Origin of the sequence: Shewanella psychrophila (genome assembly GCF_002005305.1) — a bacterium.
Classification (GTDB): Bacteria; Pseudomonadota; Gammaproteobacteria; order Enterobacterales; family Shewanellaceae; genus Shewanella; species Shewanella psychrophila.
This window is the reverse complement of the sequence record NZ_CP014782.1, coordinates 2868015-2886783: the sequence shown is the minus strand read 5'-3', so window position 1 is coordinate 2886783 and position 18769 is coordinate 2868015. Positions and strand designations below refer to the sequence as shown.

At 43.6% G+C, this 18769-nt stretch carries 14 protein-coding genes; 4 read left to right on the top strand and 10 right to left on the bottom strand.

From position 1 onward, the window contains the following. Positions 1–218: 218 nt before the first annotated feature. A complete protein-coding gene (locus tag sps_RS12430) occupies positions 219–875 on the bottom strand; it encodes a DedA family protein (RefSeq protein ID WP_077752821.1) in 657 nt (218 codons plus the stop codon). 199 nt (positions 876–1074) lie between these two features. On the opposite strand from sps_RS12430, the gene sps_RS12425 reads away from it, so the two are divergent. After that, entirely contained in the window at positions 1075–1818 is a 744-nt protein-coding gene (locus sps_RS12425; protein ID WP_077752820.1) for a TerC family protein, read from the top strand. Positions 1819–1821: 3 nt separating this feature from the next. Here sps_RS12425 and sps_RS12420 read toward each other — a convergent pair whose 3' ends face one another. Both sps_RS12420 and sps_RS12415 read right to left on the bottom strand, forming a co-directional pair. Next, the gene (locus tag sps_RS12420; RefSeq protein WP_237158067.1) at positions 1822–2643 is read right to left on the bottom strand and encodes a substrate-binding periplasmic protein; all 822 of its coding nucleotides are present in this window, start codon (positions 2641–2643) and stop codon (positions 1822–1824) included. A 180-nt stretch (positions 2644–2823) separates the two neighbouring features. Continuing rightward, positions 2824–4494: a chloride channel protein gene (locus sps_RS12415; protein WP_077752819.1), complete on the bottom strand. Its 1671-nt coding sequence runs from the start codon at positions 4492–4494 to the stop codon at positions 2824–2826. Between the two features lie 126 nt (positions 4495–4620). On the opposite strand from sps_RS12415, the gene sps_RS12410 reads away from it, so the two are divergent. Beyond that, positions 4621–5382 (top strand): DUF6776 family protein, encoded by a 762-nt coding sequence (locus sps_RS12410; RefSeq protein WP_077752818.1) that lies wholly within the window; start codon positions 4621–4623, stop codon positions 5380–5382. Between the two features lie 116 nt (positions 5383–5498). Further along, positions 5499–5870, top strand: coding sequence for an iron-sulfur cluster insertion protein ErpA (erpA, locus tag sps_RS12405; protein ID WP_077752817.1), 372 nt, complete (start codon positions 5499–5501; stop codon positions 5868–5870). Between the two features lie 88 nt (positions 5871–5958). On the opposite strand, the gene sps_RS12400 is transcribed toward erpA, so the two are convergent. The 5 genes from sps_RS12400 to sps_RS12380 all read right to left on the bottom strand — a co-directional run bounded on the left by sps_RS12400 (position 5959) and on the right by sps_RS12380 (position 13510). After that, the gene (locus sps_RS12400) at positions 5959–6372 is read right to left on the bottom strand and encodes a hypothetical protein (RefSeq protein WP_077755664.1); all 414 of its coding nucleotides are present in this window, start codon (positions 6370–6372) and stop codon (positions 5959–5961) included. Between the two features lie 142 nt (positions 6373–6514). Then, a complete protein-coding gene (locus sps_RS12395) occupies positions 6515–6886 on the bottom strand; it encodes a DUF2750 domain-containing protein (protein WP_077752816.1) in 372 nt (123 codons plus the stop codon). Between the two features lie 195 nt (positions 6887–7081). After that, positions 7082–7780: an aquaporin Z gene (gene aqpZ, locus sps_RS12390; protein WP_077752815.1), complete on the bottom strand. Its 699-nt coding sequence runs from the start codon at positions 7778–7780 to the stop codon at positions 7082–7084. 414 nt (positions 7781–8194) lie between these two features. Then, entirely contained in the window at positions 8195–10666 is a 2472-nt protein-coding gene (locus tag sps_RS12385; protein WP_077752814.1) for an alpha/beta hydrolase family protein, read from the bottom strand. Between the two features lie 81 nt (positions 10667–10747). After that, positions 10748–13510, bottom strand: coding sequence for a TonB-dependent receptor plug domain-containing protein (locus sps_RS12380; RefSeq protein WP_077752813.1), 2763 nt, complete (start codon positions 13508–13510; stop codon positions 10748–10750). Positions 13511–13868: 358 nt separating this feature from the next. Between sps_RS12380 and sps_RS12375 the strand changes: the two genes are divergently transcribed. After that, positions 13869–16031: a winged helix-turn-helix domain-containing protein gene (locus sps_RS12375; protein ID WP_077752812.1), complete on the top strand. Its 2163-nt coding sequence runs from the start codon at positions 13869–13871 to the stop codon at positions 16029–16031. Positions 16032–16110: 79 nt separating this feature from the next. On the opposite strand, the gene sps_RS12370 is transcribed toward sps_RS12375, so the two are convergent. Both sps_RS12370 and sps_RS12365 read right to left on the bottom strand, forming a co-directional pair. Then, positions 16111–17226 carry an anhydro-N-acetylmuramic acid kinase gene (locus sps_RS12370; protein WP_077752811.1) on the bottom strand — a complete coding sequence of 372 codons (1116 nt, stop codon included), beginning with the start codon at positions 17224–17226 and terminating at the stop codon, positions 16111–16113. An 80-nt stretch (positions 17227–17306) separates the two neighbouring features. Continuing rightward, entirely contained in the window at positions 17307–18740 is a 1434-nt protein-coding gene (locus sps_RS12365; protein WP_077752810.1) for a peptidoglycan DD-metalloendopeptidase family protein, read from the bottom strand. Positions 18741–18769 lie beyond the last annotated feature (29 nt).

Sequence of the window (18769 nt, the reverse complement as noted above, 5' to 3'; positions counted from 1 at the left end):
TGATTGAAATCAAAGTTATTTGCAGCACTTTACTGTAAGTCGCGAAGTTACTGTTAAAAGTAAGAAATGGCATGTAAAAAGTTATAAAAAACCATGAAAGTCGATTTTAAACAGTGGCTTATGCTTTTGTGGTTTTGGAGGGAGAGGCTGAGTTACGAGCTGATTCAGCCTTTTTATATCTTTGAACTACAGGCGCAGAGGCCTGAGGAGATGGATAATTATACGTGTCTTGTTTTCTTCAGAAAATACTTGGTTAAGAAACCTGCGATGGCCACTCCAAGGGTGATTACTGGCGCTATAATCAGTCCCATAGTGATCATTTTTGATATGTTTTCAGGTAATAGCGACATTGAGTAGCCAAGACCCAGTAATAAACCGCTCCAAACGCAGGCACTCATCCAAGTATAGTATTGAAAGTGGGCTGATTCTTTCATGCGTAATCCCATCATCAAGGGTAAAAGCGAGCGTACCACGGGAATAAAGCGAGCGCTGAATAGTGCCAATAGTCCATGACGAGTCAGTAGTTTATCTACGGTTTGCAGTTGCTCACTGGGGACAGCACTGATCCAGCCCTGTATTTTAGGCAGTTTATGCAGCCAACGTCCTTGCATAAAGGCGACGGAACTACCAGTGGCTGCGGCGATAACCAGCAATAGCCAAGTTAAGGGTAAGCTGATTATGCCTGCAGCGGCCAGGCTACCGGATAATATCACCACACTGTCACAGGGCAGGGGAGCCGCAGGTAAAAAGGCGCTCTCTAGCCAGATCAGCATCACTATGCACAAGTAGATCATGATGGCACTGTCTGGGTTCTGCAGTATGGCAAAGTCTTGATGCCATAAGGCGGTAAGCACATGTGTAAAAGAGTCCAGCATGTATAGGCGTTCCTAAAAAATAGAGTAAAGGAGACAATGTTCACTCCTAGAGTTGACTATACCTTAGCTATTATCCGGACTCGTGGAATTCTTACGTTAATAAATAAAGTTACATCTGGCGTTAATTTCCAATTCATAAACAGACTCATAGACTGGTGACACTTGGTGTATTTAGGTGTCTTATGCTTAGGTGTCTTATATGGAACTCTTGTTAGATCCCAATGTTTGGCTGGCGTTATTGACGCTGACAGCCTTGGAAATCGTCCTCGGTATCGATAATGTTATCTTTATTTCCATCTTGGTCGCTCGTCTGCCTGAGCATCAGAGAGAACGAGGCCGTGTGCTGGGTCTGGGGCTGGCGATGCTCACCCGGATATTATTGCTACTTAGCATCGCTTGGGTGATGAAGTTAACCCAACCTTTCTTTACTGTGATGGATCATTCAGTCACAGGTAGGGATATGATCTTATTCTTTGGGGGATTGTTTCTTATTTATAAGAGCACCTCGGAGATACATGCCTGTTTTGAGGAGCAGGACGAAGTTGCCTCAGAACCTAAGAACAGTAGCTTTCTGTTTGTCTTAATTCAGATTGCCATTCTCGATCTGGTGTTTTCATTGGATTCGGTGATAACAGCTGTAGGCATGGCCGATAATGTGGAAGTGATGATATTGGCGATTGTGCTTGCCGTTGGTGTGATGATGTTTGCGGCCAAAAGCGTCGGAGATTTTGTGGAGCGACATCCAACAGTCAAGATGCTGGCTTTAACGTTTTTAACCTTGATTGGTTTCACCTTGCTGGCTGAAGGGCTCGGCTTGCATATTCCCAAGGGATATATCTATTTTGCCATGGGTTTCTCTGTCATCGTCGAGTTACTCAATTTAAGAGTCAAATCGAAACGACAGGAGAAGTCTCTGGAAAAATCACGAGAGGAAACTTGTTAGACTTCAACGAGCCTTGCCTAAGTATTTCTGACGTAGTTTGGTGAGTTCGCCTTTTGCGATTATCTGTTCAAATTGAGACTTTAATTTGATGACTGATACTTTCCCTAAACTCTTATTGGAAATCTGCACCCAAGGTGTCCTTTCTGAAACAATAAAAGGTTCACCGAAGAGGTTTATATCTTTATTAAGCTGAAGTGCTGCACTCAGAATTGGATCCATTGGGCCAATTACAGCATCGACATGCCCTACTATCAACATTTTTACGGCTTGAACAAAATCAAATGTCTTAAAGCGAATAATATCCGGGTCTCTGTCTATGTCATCGCTAAACTTTGCTCCCCTTAGATAGGCGAGTTTTTTGCCTTTGAGGCTTTCTAGGGAAGTAAAGTTTGTGCCCTTGAGACCAATCACTACATTTTTTAAACTCGGTAGCGGTGCTATGTAAGTCACATACTGTTCAAGCTCTTTGTATTTGAACATGATGGTCATGTCTGTTTGTCCTGATTTAAGCTCAAGCATTATCCTGGCATAGGGATATACTTCATTGTGAGGCAGATAGCCTGACTCTTCAGCCAGCATGTTGGCAATATCGAAATAGATCCCGCTGGTGAGGTATTCAGATGAACTTGTATTGATTTTGGTCTTAATACCATAGGGTAAAATGTCGATTGTGCATATCTCTATGACTGGGGAGGTAGGTTGAAGCGCCTCAGCATGGACTCGATTGAGAGTGAAGCAGGCAAAGAACAACAAACAGTAAAGGGATATACACCTAATACAGTCGAGGGCAAGCCGTTGGAGGAAGTTTCTATCTGCTGGTTTCAAGTCATGCTATCTCAGGTTTATTTACTCTTATTATGAGTCAATTTGGGGAAAGCAATTGATGGTTGAAGATTTAAACTTAAGTCAGATTGTAAAAAATTACGAATGAATCACTCTCGGGTTGAAAATATTTCCTGATGTTTATCTTGCTAGCTTTCGTAAATAGGCGTGGTGAGAGGTTAATTACACCTGTCCAGAGTTTATCTCTTTCTGAAGCACGGCCCAGCTTATCACGCCGATGACATTGTTTTGGTTATCTTGGTAGATATAGACCTCGCCTCGGCGTTCACGGGAAAGTATTTGGTAGACTTCATTGAGGGTTGCGGTATCCGGGAGTCCCTGGATAGGGTGACGGGTCAATGTGCTGGCGTCATCAGCAGCTTGTAGTTCAAGCTGTAACATCTGAATATCACCTAAGTTGTCTCTTACAAGGACAGAGCGCCCCTCTGCACGCTTTAATACTTCTAGTAATAATTCCTCATTATCTTTAACGATAACTAGGCGTCTATCCATCAAGGCGCGAACGCCGGTTTTCATCAAGCCTTGTTTGACTGGCGATACCTTGTAATCAAGGCCCATTATCTCAAGCTGTTTATAGAGCAAGGATTTAGAGTTAAACCCTTGATGGGCGATCAAGAAAGCCGGGATACTGACAAACATGGCAGGCAAGATCATCGAGGCATTGTTGGTTAATTCCAGTAGTGCAATGAGCGCCGCCAGAGGTGCACCAAGACAGACCCCCATCATGGCTGTCATACCTATGATGGTATAGAGGCCGATATAGGGCGCTATAGAGGGGAAAAGTGCGGCACTGATGATGGCCAGTATGGCACCAAGTAGAGCGCCAATACCAAATAACGGGCCTATGATGCCACCAGGAATGCCCAGTCCGAGAGCCGCTATGGTAGCAATGATTTTTCCGATGAACAGTGCTATAAGAAACAGTAATCCTGGGTGTTCACTGATTGCCCGCTCGATGGCTAGATCGCCACTGCCTAAGGCTTCAGGTAAAAAGACACCGACAAGAGTGGTGGCGATACCTGCTAAGAGCAGGCGATAGATCAAGGGCCAGTTTTGTCCCTTAGCAGTGACTTTTAAGAGGGAGTAGTTAAACAGCGCGGCAACACACCCTATGATAATGCCCGTGATGGCCAAGATAGGGTATTGAGACAATGGAATACGAATGACTCCAATTTGTTCATATTCATGGATATTACCGAAAACTAGTTGGCTAGATACCGCGCCGCAGATGGCAGATATCATGATTGGGAAGAAGTAGTGCAGTTTATACTCTCGTAATATGACTTCAAATACGAAAAATACGCCGGCCAAAGGTGCGTTGAAAGTTGCCGCTATTCCTGCGGCAATACCGCCTGAACACATGATACGGACACTGTTATCGGGTAGGTTAAACTTTTCTGCCATGACGCTGGCACTGACAGCTCCAAGATGTATGGCTGGACCTTCCCGACCTACTGAAAAGTTAGTGGCAAGAGCAAATAAGGCCTGAAAAAATTGACCGGGGGCCGATTGCAGTGGGACCTTGCCATAATGAAGCTTCACCCGGTGGAGTACATAGGCTATGCCCATACGCTTATAGCGTTTTGACCCCATTCGAGCCACTAGCCAGATTAAAAGTGCGCCTAATATAGGTAAAAGCACTCGCCAGTCGTCCACTATCTCAGTAAAATCGAGTTCGCTGGTTTGGGTATAGTTATTCAACCAGAGTAGAAGTAGTCGAAACAGAATAATCACGCCTGATGCGATTAAGGCAAATAACAGGGATAACATACACAGTTGCAGACTGAGTTTAGCTTGGGATAACTTGTCTTGCAGCTCTGTTCTCAGGTACATCTGGCATCGCGTGTAGATATTTTTAATTCTGTTTTGCACCGGATCCTTCCTGATTTTCCATTGCCTACCATCATTTTGGAGGTGAGATTATTTTACACACTAGTTATATAAAGAGGTTGTTATTGAATGGCAAATTATCAGCGTTGGCTCGATCGTATTCAAGTGTTAGAGCGAAAAATTCGGCCATCGAGTGTTTATTTACTGTTAGTGGTATTGGTTGCCTTTGCCTTGGGTGGACTCACTTATAGCTTATGGTCTGACCATAATCGACCCGTCCCAGAGAATAACACAGAACAGCTAAGTAAATTGAATAAGCAACTGAATATTCAGGCTCAAACTTTAGCGGCCAAAAATCTTGAGCTGGCATTGTCTAGAGAAACTAATGAGAAAATGCAGGACTTGTTCGTAGAGCAACACAGCAAAGAGAAAGACTTACATAGGGAACTGGCATTCTACCGCAGTATTATGGCACCTGAGAGCATTGCCGATGGCGTAGCCATAAATGGTCTAGAGTTTACTCCAAGTCTATTGCCAAGCCAGTATCGACTCAAGCTTATCCTGACGCAGCTACAAAAACGTAAGCAGTCTCTTAAGGGGAGAGCCGAATTTACTTTTGTCGGGGTTCAAGACGGTAAAGTCGTTGAACTTAGTTTGGCTAAACTAACAGGCGATAAGAGTTTGAACTTCCAGTTTAGATATTTTCAGGTATTAGAGGCTGAGATCACTTTACCGGAGAGCTTTAAGTTGTCCAGAATTCTAGCTAAAGTCATAGTGCCCTCGAGCCGTTGGGCTAAAGGTTCTCAGGCTGAAATGGAGTTCTCTGCCCTTGAGTTACTTCCCGATGCTAGTAATATTGAACCGGATAAAATCGAGAAACCAGTTCAGTGATCGACTGAGCCAGTGTTATTATTAGATCACAGAAACGAAATGCGATGGGCTTAATACTTGAACAAATTGGTCAGGTATTAGATAATCCCGCACAGTAATTAGATCTAGAGGTACTCATGACTGAACAAACTGCTGAACAAGTGACAGAAGCTGAAGATGCTTTGCCTATTCAATTTACCGATGCGGCTGCCTCAAAGGTAAAAACGTTATTGGATGAAGAGGAAAACGATGCATTGAAGCTACGTGTCTACGTCACTGGTGGCGGATGTTCTGGTTTTCAGTACGGCTTCACTTTCGATGAGAAAGTTAACGAAGGTGACTTTACCGTCGAGAAGCAGGGAGTCCAGTTAGTCGTCGATCCTATGAGCTTACAGTATCTGGTTGGTGGTGAAGTCGATTACACCTCAGGTCTTGAAGGTTCACGCTTCTTCGTGAAGAATCCTAATGCGACGACAACCTGCGGTTGTGGAGCTAGCTTCTCAGTATAAGCTCTCGATTAAAGCTGAATTAAAGCATTTATGAAAAAGCCAGTTGCATTGCAACTGGCTTTTTTTGTTGTCTTTAGCACCTAGCACCTTAACTCATTATATTCATATTTATCTTGGTATTGAAGTAGGCCTTTACCTTAGGAGTAAAGGCTACCCAGACTTGAATGATTGCAAGTACGATAATAATGCCGAAGATGACGAAATCCGGCACTTTCGTTTGCAAGTCACCGATCTTAAATGTCGATGGATTTCCGACCAGCAAGTTATCTGGATCATAAAGATAGACTGGTAACATACTGACGAGAGCAAGTTGAAGTGCCGTATAACCTTGTAAGAAATACATGGCAGTACGCTGACGGCCAAGTATCGCAATCACCATGATTATGGTTAGTATACAAAATAACTCGCCCTGATTTGCGATGAGGCCGCTAATTGAGGCGATCGTGAAGAAAGCGCATAAGGCCGCAAGCCTTTTAGGCAGAGGTTGATTTACTACAGGAATTGCAGCTGAATTGGTTTGTGTTTGGAGAGCTTCACCGTTCTCATTCTCACGATTCGTGGCTTCACCTAAATCATTGCGATTATCGATTGAAGGATCCGAGGTTTTCTTTTCCAAGCTGAATCTCCTGTAAGCAAGGCCTAAATTAGTGACGTTGCTTCGGTGTTAGACGCTGCTCTAATTCAAAGGGAGGAATAACGACACCAAGGTCTTCCTGCACAGGGAATACTGCAACAAATAGATCATCATCCTGCATGCCCGGAACCCAGCGTTCCAACCATTCAGATACCGGGATTGCGAGTGGGATGCAGTTATCCCAATCATCGACAGCCCATGACTTCGCAGCCTCCTCGCTAGGCCACATAGGAATACAGTCTTCCTCTTCAGTGGTTAGCATTACGCAGCCATCATCATCTTGAAGGGTCCATAATATTTCTTCAGACTTTACTTGCTCAACAAAATAGTCGTAGCGAGCTTCTGGAGTCATCTGGCTTGCATCTTTGGCACTTTTACTCATGGTATCTCTCGTTTTAAATAGCTTGAACGTGTTAGCGCCAAAGTGTTAGCGATAACGGAATTGAGCGGATCATACCATTTCGTTGGCAGTATTTTGAGGCTTTTTTATTTTGGAAAGAAAAGGGGGAGAATATAAATATTGTACCGAGAGAGTAGACTCTCTGTCGGTACAATATTTATCGATATAAAGCAGTTACTAACTCTCTTTTGCGTTAAAGAATTTGTAGATAAAGCCAGCTATGATTGCACCTGCGATTGGGGCTACCCAGAACAGCCAGAGCTGAGATATCGCCCAGTCACCGACAAATAGTGCGGGTCCAGTACTACGGGCAGGGTTCACAGAAGTGTTTGTGACAGGAATACTGATCAAGTGAATGAGAGTTAAACCCAGTCCTATGGCAATCGGGGCGAAGCCTTGTGGCGCTCTGGCATCGGTTGCTCCTAAAATGATCAATAGGAAGAACAGGGTCATAACGACTTCTGTTACTAAGGCTGAAGTCATGGAGTAACCACCTGGTGAGTGCTCGCCGTATCCATTAGATGCGAAGCCATCGATTAAGCTAAAGTCGGCATTACCTGATGCGATAAGGAATAAAATTCCCGCACCGGCGATACCACCAGCAACTTGAGCGACAATGTAAGGGGCTAAATCTTTTGCCGGGAAACGTCCGCCAGCCCAGAGTCCGAATGAAACAGCTGGATTAAGGTGACAACCTGAGATGTGGCCTATGGCGAACGCCATGGTTAGCACAGTGAGTCCGAAGGCAAATGAGACGCCTAATAGCCCAATGCCGACTTCGGGAAAGGCGGCAGCTATTACCGCACTACCACAACCACCGAGTACGAGCCAAAGAGTACCGATGAATTCGGCAGCCATTTTTTGAGACATGTTCATTAACAGTTCCTTTTGTTTTACCGCTCATACTCTTTGTTAGCTAAAGCCTTTTAGCCACATTAGACGTACTTTTAGCCAAAAGATCGGCTAACAAGAGTAGAGCAAAATGAGTTCAACTCTACTCTACGCTTTGCTAAATGAATGAGACAGTGAAATTTTTTGTGTTTACAGTTTATGTAGTATCAAACGATTCACATTAAAGCGTAAATGGATTCAGATCACAGTTTCCTTAATGTTACCCTCTGAATTTTGTGTGATTTGGAGTGTTGCAAATTTAAAATATGACTAAAGCCTTATTGATTTAGCCTGAATCGTTCGGCGTTTATCATCTCAATGAGGGTCGCTGCTTAATTTAACAAACAGCACCTTTCGACGCTGTATGCTTAAGGTTTCTCTGGGCGGTTAAGCCAAAAATTAATGAAAGCTTACTGCCGTATCTGGTGCATTGGTCTTATGGCTTACATGCTCATCCAGCCACATCTCCTGCTCCCACAGCATATGTAAGATAGACTCCTTAGCTTTATAGCTATGGCTCTCATAAGGGAAAGTCACGAGTCTAGCGTTACCGCCTAAGCCTCTAATGGCTTTAAACAATCTGGTTGATTGCATTGGGTAGGTGCCTGAGTTGGAGTCCATTTCTCCATGCATGATGAGTAGTGGCTCATCAATTTTATCGGCATGGGTAAACGGAGATATCTGCTGATATAGGCTTGGGGCTTCCCAGAAGTTTCTTTTTTCATTTTGGAAGCCAAATGGCGTTAAGCTGCGGTTATAGGCGCCACTTCTGGCTATGCCTGCTGCGAAAAGGTCTGAATGGGCTAGTAGGTTAACCACCATAAATGCACCATAGGAATGACCACCTATGGCTATTCGCTTTCTATCGGCGATCCCCATATGGACTAGAGTGTCGATGGCTGCAGCCGCGTTATCAATAAGCTGAGCCCTGAAACTGTCGTTCGGCTTCTCCTTGCCAGTGCCTATGATCGGCATGGCAACCCGGTCAAATACTGCGAAGCCTTTGGCAACGAAGGGGATGGGGCCTTTCGGGCTTATGTAGCTGTATTGATTCGGTGAAAAATTAACTTGGCCTGCTACTTTTGAGTTTTTGAACTCTCTTGGATAAGCCCACATCAGTACCGGCAGAGGTCCGTCTTCTTTTTTATAACCAGCGGGAAGATAGAGGTTGCCAGATAGGGGCAGGCCATCGGCGCGTTTATACGTGACTAGTTGTCGGCTCATTCCTGCATATTGCGACAGATCTCTAGCTGCTTGATATAAAATTTTTTCGGTTTTAGTTTCAGCGTCAATCAAGACTAGATGTGATGGATTCTCACTAGTTTGTCGATTGATAATGAGTTTAAGCGGGGCTCTGTTGAGCACGTATCGAACTGTTTCAAGTTTATTGACTGAGGACTTCCACAGTGTCTCAGATGAGAATGTTAATTTGGGTTCTGAGGTTAAATTAATCGGTAGCGACTTTAGGAAAGGTTGGTAGCCTTGAGCTGATGCGCCTAAACCATAGTGAAGTAGGGTGTCATCTTTTATTGAGATCAGTTTCCCGTAGGCTTTACCATTAATCTCGCCGCGCTGTGAAAGGACTTTTCCTGGATCTGAATAAGTATCACGCAGGGCTTTTTGATACCAAAGCTTAAGCTCTGAAGCTTGGTTTGAATCGAAGAAGCTGACTCGTATCTGTTTCTTGCTTGAGTTCTTTTCGGTGATCATGCCAAGGGCTTTTTCTCCCCATTGAACTTTTTTTATTCGCCAAGGTGTTTTTAATAAACCTTTAGCTTCCCCATTAAAGGGGGCTGATATTTGTAACAGCTGATCTCTGTTTTGTACTTTCACATTAGCATCACCTTTATCTAAGGCTTTTACGAAGGCAATAGTATCGGGTTTATCTGAGCGCCAGTGTATCTGGCGTGGTCCTTTTCTGACCGAGTCACTTCCCGACGGTCTGAATTCGCTACTTTCTAGTTGTGCCAGTGTTTTAAGCTGGTTTCCTGCGATATCAAATAGCTCAACTGATTGGGCAAAATCATAGTATTTCACCATATGAGAAAATGGTGGGGAGATACGTCTAACTAGAATATATTCATCACTGGGGGATAGCTGGTAGCCGATATTGATGTCAGGTGGGCCAATCAAGTTTATATCGCCATTGAGGGAGAGTAAGGTTAATTGGCTTTGAGTCAGTAGGGTAAAATTTTCATCATCCTGAGTATTTTTAAGAAGGTCTTGATAGGTACGTCGAGGCGCTTTTTGGCTACTGGTTTTGCTGATGTTAGGACCAAGCTCATTTAGCGTTTCTGTAGAGTCATTATTCACAGATGCTATATTGGTTAGCACCCCCAGACTGTTATGTAACCACTGATACTTAAGGCCTAAGCTCGCATTGAGTCTGGTTTTAGTTAATTTTTGGGTAATTTGCTTTTCTATATCGTAAACATATAGGTGAGCACCTTGCTCTGATATACCGATATAGCTAATGAAACGGCTATCGGGAGAGAAATTAACTTTTACAATGTTAGTGGTCGCTAACAGGATACTGCGTTTTTTAGGTGGTTTGGATGGACTCACTGTTGTGAGGTCAATTAATTCTATACTTATGTATTGTGACTTAATTCGGCTGGGGAGCAGTTGCTCTGGAGATAACCTAAGGCCTGCTAGCTTTAATTCTGCTTTGGCTAAGGTTTGGATCTCTATATGACTCTTGGGTGATAAAACCGCTAACCATTGATTGTTACCTGATAAGCGAGTGCTTACTTTCTTATTTTGGTTAACGACATCCTGTAGGGCTTGGCTTGGCACCTGGTATTCATCGGCTTTGCTGATATGACTACAAAAAGCTATCAGGGCAAACATAAAGACGGGGATACGAGACATTCTTATCTCCTGATAAAAGAGGATTGTAATAGGCAAGAATAGCGCCCAATACGGACGCTATTTATTTGTTAGTTCTAGGGGCTAGAACTTTTGTGAGTAACCGAGGAATAGGCTACGACCCTTTGAAGAGTAACTGCTGTTATCATCTTCATAGAATGGCCAATCGTTATGCTTGTCGTTACGGGCGTCATAAAGTGGCGGCATCTCATCGGTTAGGTTTTTAACCCCCGCGGTGAATTTACCTTCCCATGGTGCTGAGTAAGATATTGTGATGTTTATTGTCTGATATGCATCTAAGGTATCAGTCTCAATTGACTCTATGTCATCGCCATTTGCGTCTGTGTACTCGAACAGATCGGTACCGACAGCTTCACCTGTGTAGTAGTAGGTGATGGTTGCTCGGAAATCTTCATAGTTCCAACTCAGGCTGGCATTACCTTTCCACTTCGGGAAGTAATCTGTCTCAGTCTGCTCCTCAATAACATCCCCCAGTTTCTCTTGATACTCTTTCTTGAGTAGGTAAGAGGTCGCCAGCTTAAGTTTAAACTCACCTGCGGCAGTTTCTGGGAACTGGTAGTTGAAGCTCGCATCGATACCTTCCGATGCTTCATAGGCACTGTTGATCGGTCCCTTACGCATACACTTTATATTTTCGATGCCGTCATCATCAAACTCATTCAGGTAACCCACTTCTGACATCTCTGTGCAGTCGTTGTATTGACCTGTTTTGTCATAGGAAGGGTTATTTACCACATCGTAGCTGGAAATGGTTTTTACAGCGCCTTCAAGTTCAATGTTCCACCAATCTATAGTCAGGTCGGCATTATCTGTAATGTTTGCAACTAGGCCTAAGTTCCAGTACTCACCTTCTTCTTCTTTAAGGTTTAGGTTTCCTGAGTTATACGAAACGTAATCATCTTCGTAGATATCATTTGGATCCGTTGGGTGTGGAATATCTATGCTGCTATAGCCACGTGTTTGTCCCGCATAAAGACGGTGCATATCAGGTGCCCTGAAACTCTTACCCCAGTTAGCACGTAGCATCATCTCATCGATTGGACGATAGGTAAGGCCTACTTGTGGAGTGGTTGCACCGCCCACATCTGAATCATCTAAATATTGGTCATAGCGCAGTGCTGCAGATAGGTCTAATGATTTAACCCCTGTCATGTTAGCAAGCAGTGGGATTTGTAGTTCACCGGCAACGGCTACGCGATCTCGATCGCCCTTACCCCCCGTGCCCCCCATGCCGATGAAACCACCACTCATAGTGGTCTCATCTAAGGTATCTTCATAACTTTCACGTGCCCACTCTGCAGTGGTGGCAAAGCCGACTGTACCAGCATCTAGCTCCATCAAGTCGCCGGTAAAAACGGCCTGAAACTGGTGCATGCTGGAATCTGAATCTTTAGTTGAGTCGCCCATTAGCGCTTCAGCTTGCTCAGAAGTTAACGTGTTATTTGGGTACCATTTAGAGGCATCGGTATCGTTAGGATCGAACGTCACCATGCCCAATAGGGCATCGGCACTAACCATGTGATGATTCTGCTTCTCATATTTGTTGTAGCTGCTTGACCAGGAAAGGTCTAGCTCATAATCGCCAATCATGCCATTAGCGCCAAACGCTAATGATGCCTTAGTATTTTGAGTGTCATAGGTGCGAGTACCTGGAAATTCTTCCATACGTCGACGCATCTGGAATTTGTTGTAATCTTCAAAGTCAGCTTTTTCGTAACTTATGGCGCCTGTGACTTCATCTTCATAGATGTAAGTTCCAAAGCCTTTTTCATCTTTGTACTTAGTTGATTCTTTGTAAGAGGCATTGAGCATGCCGTATAGCTGCCAATCATCATTGAGATCATAAGTGCTGTTAACGACTAAGTTAATTCTGTCGTATTCAGACTGTAAACCACGGTCGGCGTACTTATCGTAATAACAATCATATTTACCTACGGGGGTGTAGATGCCTTTATCACCAAACAGATCCGTACACTGAGATTTATTCAAAGGGCTGTACTTATCATCGGTATAGACCTTACTATAATCCTGTACCCATGAGGCCCAGCTAGAAGCCGATGCATCACCAAAGGGCCCCGCTCCCCAGCGAGTATCTCCATCTTCATAATATGCAGGGTTGTAAAGATCATCACGTTGATAGGTCTGTATAGCGCCGACTTGTTTGTATTCGAGCATGATTAAGGTTTGGCTGTTTTCAGTGTTAATGCCCTGAAGATAAGAAAGGTCAAACTGCTCGCCACCACCCTGGGTGGTATCTGAATATTTTGCTTCGACTTTTGCGCCGTCATATTGCTTCTTAAGAATGATGTTTACCACACCACCAACCGCATCTGAGCCGTAAATTGCAGAAGCACCACCTGTAAGAATCTCAATGCGATCAACTGCAGCGGTTGGAATATCGGATACATCAACAAAGTTTGAAGTGCCACCCGCAGCCGATGGGAATGAAGCCTGGCGACGTCCATTAATCAATACTAAAGTTCTGTTGGCGCCCATACCACGTAGGTTAACTGAGCTTGCGCTGTCGGTGAAACCGTCACTTTCACCGTTAAGAGATCCGCCGTTATTGGCAACTGATGATTGTAGAACCTCAGCGATGGAAGATAGGCCGCTATTGGCGATGTCATCTGCTGTGATCACGGTAACTGGCGCAACACCTTCGAAGTCAGCACGCTTAATACGAGATCCCGTTACAGCAATTTTCTCCATCTCTTTATCTGCTTCAGCTTTACCGGCTGTCTGCTCTGCAGCTTGTAGCGTTGACGATGTTAGCGCTGCCATTGTTATGGCCATTGTCAAAGCTGATAATTTCATCTGATTTTTCATCTGAGTCCAGTCCTTGTTTTTATAATTTACTAGGACCAATTAGATTAGAACCTAGTTTTTTAGGGATTATGCTGTCGATTAGCAATTCACAATCTCGTAAGATGTTAGCTGGAGTTATTTGTAAATAAAATGTTGGCTTTGGGCAATCGCTTATGTGTCGTTTATACCTTGTTTATATATCTATTTAATATCTATTTCTTTTATTATTAGTTTCTTACCTCTAGTTTTGATGTGCTGAATTAACTTGTGATCATATGTTTAAAACCTGTAAACTTATTTGAGGCCGAGATAATCACCACTCAAGTGAGGTGATGCATAAATAGTCAAAGAATACGATTCGGTTGTTTGCGGGGGGATCATGATAGAGATAAAAAAAGAAGCCATATTTACGTTAGCAGGCTGTGTAATAACGCCAAGCGACAATAGCCTGAACTTCAAAGGTTGTGCTGTGAATATTGCAGATAATCAGGAACTATCTAGCGATAAAATCTCATTGCAGCCTAAGTTTATTGAGTTGTTAAGTTACCTTGCCAGAAAGTATCCCAACGTGGTGACTCGGGAAGAGTTGATCGAAAATATTTGGGAGGGCAACGTTTATGTGGGAACTAAGGCATTAACCAACGCCATATGGCATCTAAGAAAGCAACTCAATCCTCTGGTTTGTCAGCAAAATGACTCTAGAACACCAGCAATAGAAACGGTAAGAAAGACAGGCTACAGACTGTTAATTGAGCCTGAGTTCTCACCAGCCGATTTAGTCTCTCAACCAGAAGTCTTGGAAATAGAGCAGGCAAAAGTACAGCGTCTTTCACATCAACTTAGGAAGGGAAGAGTTGTAGTTATTTTTTCCTTGTTTGTTATAACTATCGCTATTTTTTTCCATCTTTATCAAGATAATAAGCAGTTAAAAAAAACTGAGCTACTTCAGTTAACTAGAGCTGCAGGGGCCGAACTTTATCCAGCTCTTTCGCCGGATGGGCGTTGGTTGGTTTATGGAAAAGGAAAAAACTTATATCTTAAAGACCTTCAAACGCCAACCAACACTCCTAAACGACTCACTCATAAAGAAACGTCTGAATTGCGTGCAATTTGGACTCCCGATGGTAAGGCTTTGATTTATCCGAGCAGGGACGTTAAAAGTGGCGAATGTTACATGTCTTTATTGAGACTCGACAGTCATGAAGTGGTGAATCTTACATCTTGTTATAACACAAGTTCAGCCTTGGATATTTCAACTGATGGTAGCTCACTTATCTATATCTGGAAGGGGGATTCAGAAGAATATAGTGGTTTGTACCAACTTGACTTAACGAAGAAGAGTGTACCTCAAAGGATCTCTTGTTCTATGAATTGTGATTACCGAGATCGTGATGTGGCATTTAGTCCTGATGGGCGTTGGCTAGCGATCTCTAGACGTTTTGGGAATATATCTGAAGATATTTTTATCAGGGATAGGTCAACAGGAAATGAAATTCGATTAACCCAAGGTCTAGAGGATATTCGAGGGTTAAGTTGGCACCCTGATAGCAATAAGTTAGTCTTTAGTACTGAAAACTCGAGTACTAGATCGGGTTACCTCATAGATATTTACTCTAAAGAGCTGACAAATTTATCTGTCCCTGGCTTTAGTTATCCAAAGTTTGCACCCAATGACACTAAATTAGTTTTTTCTAATTATGTGAAGGACTTCAAGGTAGCATATTTAGCTCTGGACCAGGCTATTCCGTCTACGATATTCCCCTTATCTAATGCAGAATTTAGTTACCGTAATCCAGATTACTCCAGAGTGAATAAGCGTATTGTTTATGTTTCTAATGAGACCGGTAATAATGAGATTTGGACCTCCGATGTTAATGGAACGAATAGAAGGCAACACACAGATCTTAAACGTCGTGTTGCCTATCCAAGTTGGTCAAGAGATGGCAGTAAAATTGCATTCTTGGCGCCAGATGATAAAAATGAAGGCAATAAGGTGCATGTACTCGATTTGGAAAATGATGGGGTTAGCATACTTGCTTCAAGTTACTTAGATCATAGACGACCAACCTGGGGAGCTAATGATGAAGTGGTACTGTCTTCGACTGATGATGGCTTAATGGCTTTTTCATTGTCTAACAAGTTACCGTCAAATGTCACGCCACTACATATACGTTTAAGTAAACTTATCGATGGGAACAAGTTGATTTTTACGCTGGTTGGAAAGAAAGGACTATGGACTTTAGATTTAAGCAAGAGCGATGAAATTAGAGAACTCATATCAGTTGATGATTTTGATGAAGATTACAATTGGGTGGTAACAGGTAAAGGTGTTTATTTTAGAGACGTTCACTCAAAATATCAGCTGATTAACTTTTGGAGTTTCAATACAGATCTTATCACACCAATATTAAAACTACCGCCGAATAGCCTGCATCCCTTCGGTTCGATGAGTTATGTGCCGAGCGAGCATAGAGTGCTGATGACTTTGTCAGAATACTCTAAACGGGATGTGATGTTACTCGATCATAAGTTACTACACTGAATTGAATGGCACCCGCAAAGGATTAGCGCTACTTAGGCTAGGTATTATTTTAATTAAAGTAGCACTCGGCTATGCCTTTTTAGGCCGCTGGAAATAGTGAGCCTAATACGGCCTTTCGGCTTGCTCCTGTGACAGCGGGGAGGTTTCCAGACTGTCTAGTGTGGAACCGCATGGCAAGCCAGGCAAAGGCGATGCCTTCGACCCATTGTGGATCTATCCCCAGCTTAGATGTGGTACTCAAGGTATACCTTGGCAATAGCTTAGCTAGGCGTCGCATCATCTCACCGTTGAATGCGCCGCCGCCGCAGACAAACAGTTCTCCGCTATCAGATAAGGCTAATGTATCCTTGGCTATGCTATGACAGGTTACATCGAGCAAAGTTGACTGAATATCGGCTTCGTTAAGATAACCAAATGCCGCTGTCTGCTGTTCAAGCCAAGCTTGGTTGAACAGCTCTCGTCCTGTGCTTTTAGGGAATGCTTGAGAGAAGTAGGAATGAGACAGTAAGTGCTTGAGCAGCTTTTCATCTGTACTCCCGCTAGCAGCCCAGGTACCGTCCTTGTCATAGGGTTGCTGTAATGCCTGTTGGCACCAGGCATCGATTAGCGTATTACCCGGACCCGTATCGAAGCCTATCACCTCTTGGTTGTCCTTAACCGCAGGCAGGTAAGTGATGTTGGAGATCCCGCCGATATTGAGAATGACCTTAGGTGTGTCTGTAGTGGCAAATATCTCTTGATGAAAGGCTGGCACTAAGGGGGCACCTTGTCCGCCTAAGGCGATGTCTTTACGTCTGAAATCGGCAATTACATCGATACCAGTAGCTACCGCTATGGTGTTGGGATCACCAATTTGCAGGGTAAATCCCATATCCAGATTGGGCATATGTCTGACAGTCTGTCCATGACTACCTATGGCAATCACTTGCTCTTTTTCAACAGCAGCTTTGGCTAATAAGGCGTTGACGGCCGTAGCAAATAACTGCCCGACACTGCGATCGAGTTGTCCAAGCAGGTTGATTTCATCATTTCCAGGCAAACAGAGGCGCTGCAAACCATTTAAGGTATGTTTTGGAATCGTTTCACTATGTTTCGCCACAAGTTTTGGTTGTCGCTCGTTAAAGTCGACTAAGACAGCATCGACACCATCCATGCTAGTACCTGACATCAAGCCAATATAGTAGTCTTTGTTCATTGCATATATTCCATAATCTATCGAACAATAGCCTGGGAATGTAAGTTATTTCAGGAAGCCAGGCTAAGGGCTTTTAGCGTTTAGTTTATTGTAGAGGCTAGCTGGACCTGCTTGTTCTGTTGAAGTTTAGCCATGATCTGCTTACTTAGAGCCAAAAACTTGGATTTTTCTGTGTTGGCTATGGGTAATGATTTAGGTAGTTTGACCGTTCTAGGGTTTCTGTGTGTACCATTGACGATAAATTCATAGTGCAGATGTGCACCTGTGACACGACCAGTTGAGCCGAGGGTACCAATGATCTGTCCCTGTTTAACAGTCTCTCCTTGTCTTACCTTACGCTTCTTCAGGTGCAAATATTTAGTGGTATAGGTGTCGTTATGTTTGATAAAGACATAGTTACCATTGTATTGGTTGTAAGCTGATTTTATCACTCGTCCCTTACCTGCAGCTTTAATCGGTGTTCCGACTGCAGCCACATAATCAACGCCTCTATGGGCTCTGACCTGACCAGTGACTGGATGTAAGCGCCTAGGGTTGAAGCTTGAACTGACATATTTGAAATCGACGGGAGAGCGCAGGAAGGCTTTACGCATGCTACGTCCATCTTCTGAATAATAGTTACCATCTGTGTATCGCACCGCTGTGTAACGATCGCCCTGGTTACTAAATTCTGCGGCTAAAATATTGCCATTTCTGAGGAACTCACCGTCGGCATATTCCTCTTCGAAGATGATGGCAAAGTTATCTCCCAGTCTGATGTCCAGGGCAAAATCGATGTCCCAACCAAAAATCGTCGCTAGCTGCATGATCTGATTTGGGGTTAATCCTGCGCTCACGCCAGCATTCCAGAAGTTATTGCTAATCGTCGCGCTGGCAAATTTATTACGGCTCTCAACTTTCTTTTGTGAAATGTGTTCGGAATAGCCCTTGTCATCTTTATCTATGACCAGAGTAGAAATGGGGTTGATATGGTAACTCAGTTGCAAGAGTTCGTCGGCGTCATCTTTCACTATGATGATCTCTTCGCCAGGTATTATTCTCAGCAGGTTTTTCTTCGCTGCCGGTAGTTGAGTTATCTCATAGACATCCCGTGAGCTTAACCCTGCACGATTAAACAGGGCGGCTAAGGTATCACCGCTCTCTACTTTGAAATGTTTAACGTGTTTCTTTCGGGCTTGCTGATTCTTTAATTCATCGATGGAGCTTTCAGCCCGGGGAGTGTTCTGGAGATTTGAGTCGGCAATATTTTGCGGCAGATCGGCTGGTGGTGTCGGCGTACGGAATGAGAGTGGAGTCTTCAGCTGTTCTAATTTATCGGCACTTATATTCGAGTCGGCACTTCTGTCACCATTGCCTAGGTCTATGCTACCGGAAAGACGAGAGTTTGCATCATTAGATGCATCGGTATCGCTGGAAGGTAAAATAATTATGATTAAGGTTACTAACACTAAGAAACACAAGAGTATTTGGTGTACTTTCGGTAGTAATTTTAAGAGCGTTATAACCTTTCCCATCGAACATTTTCCTGTTGAGCTCAGTCGCA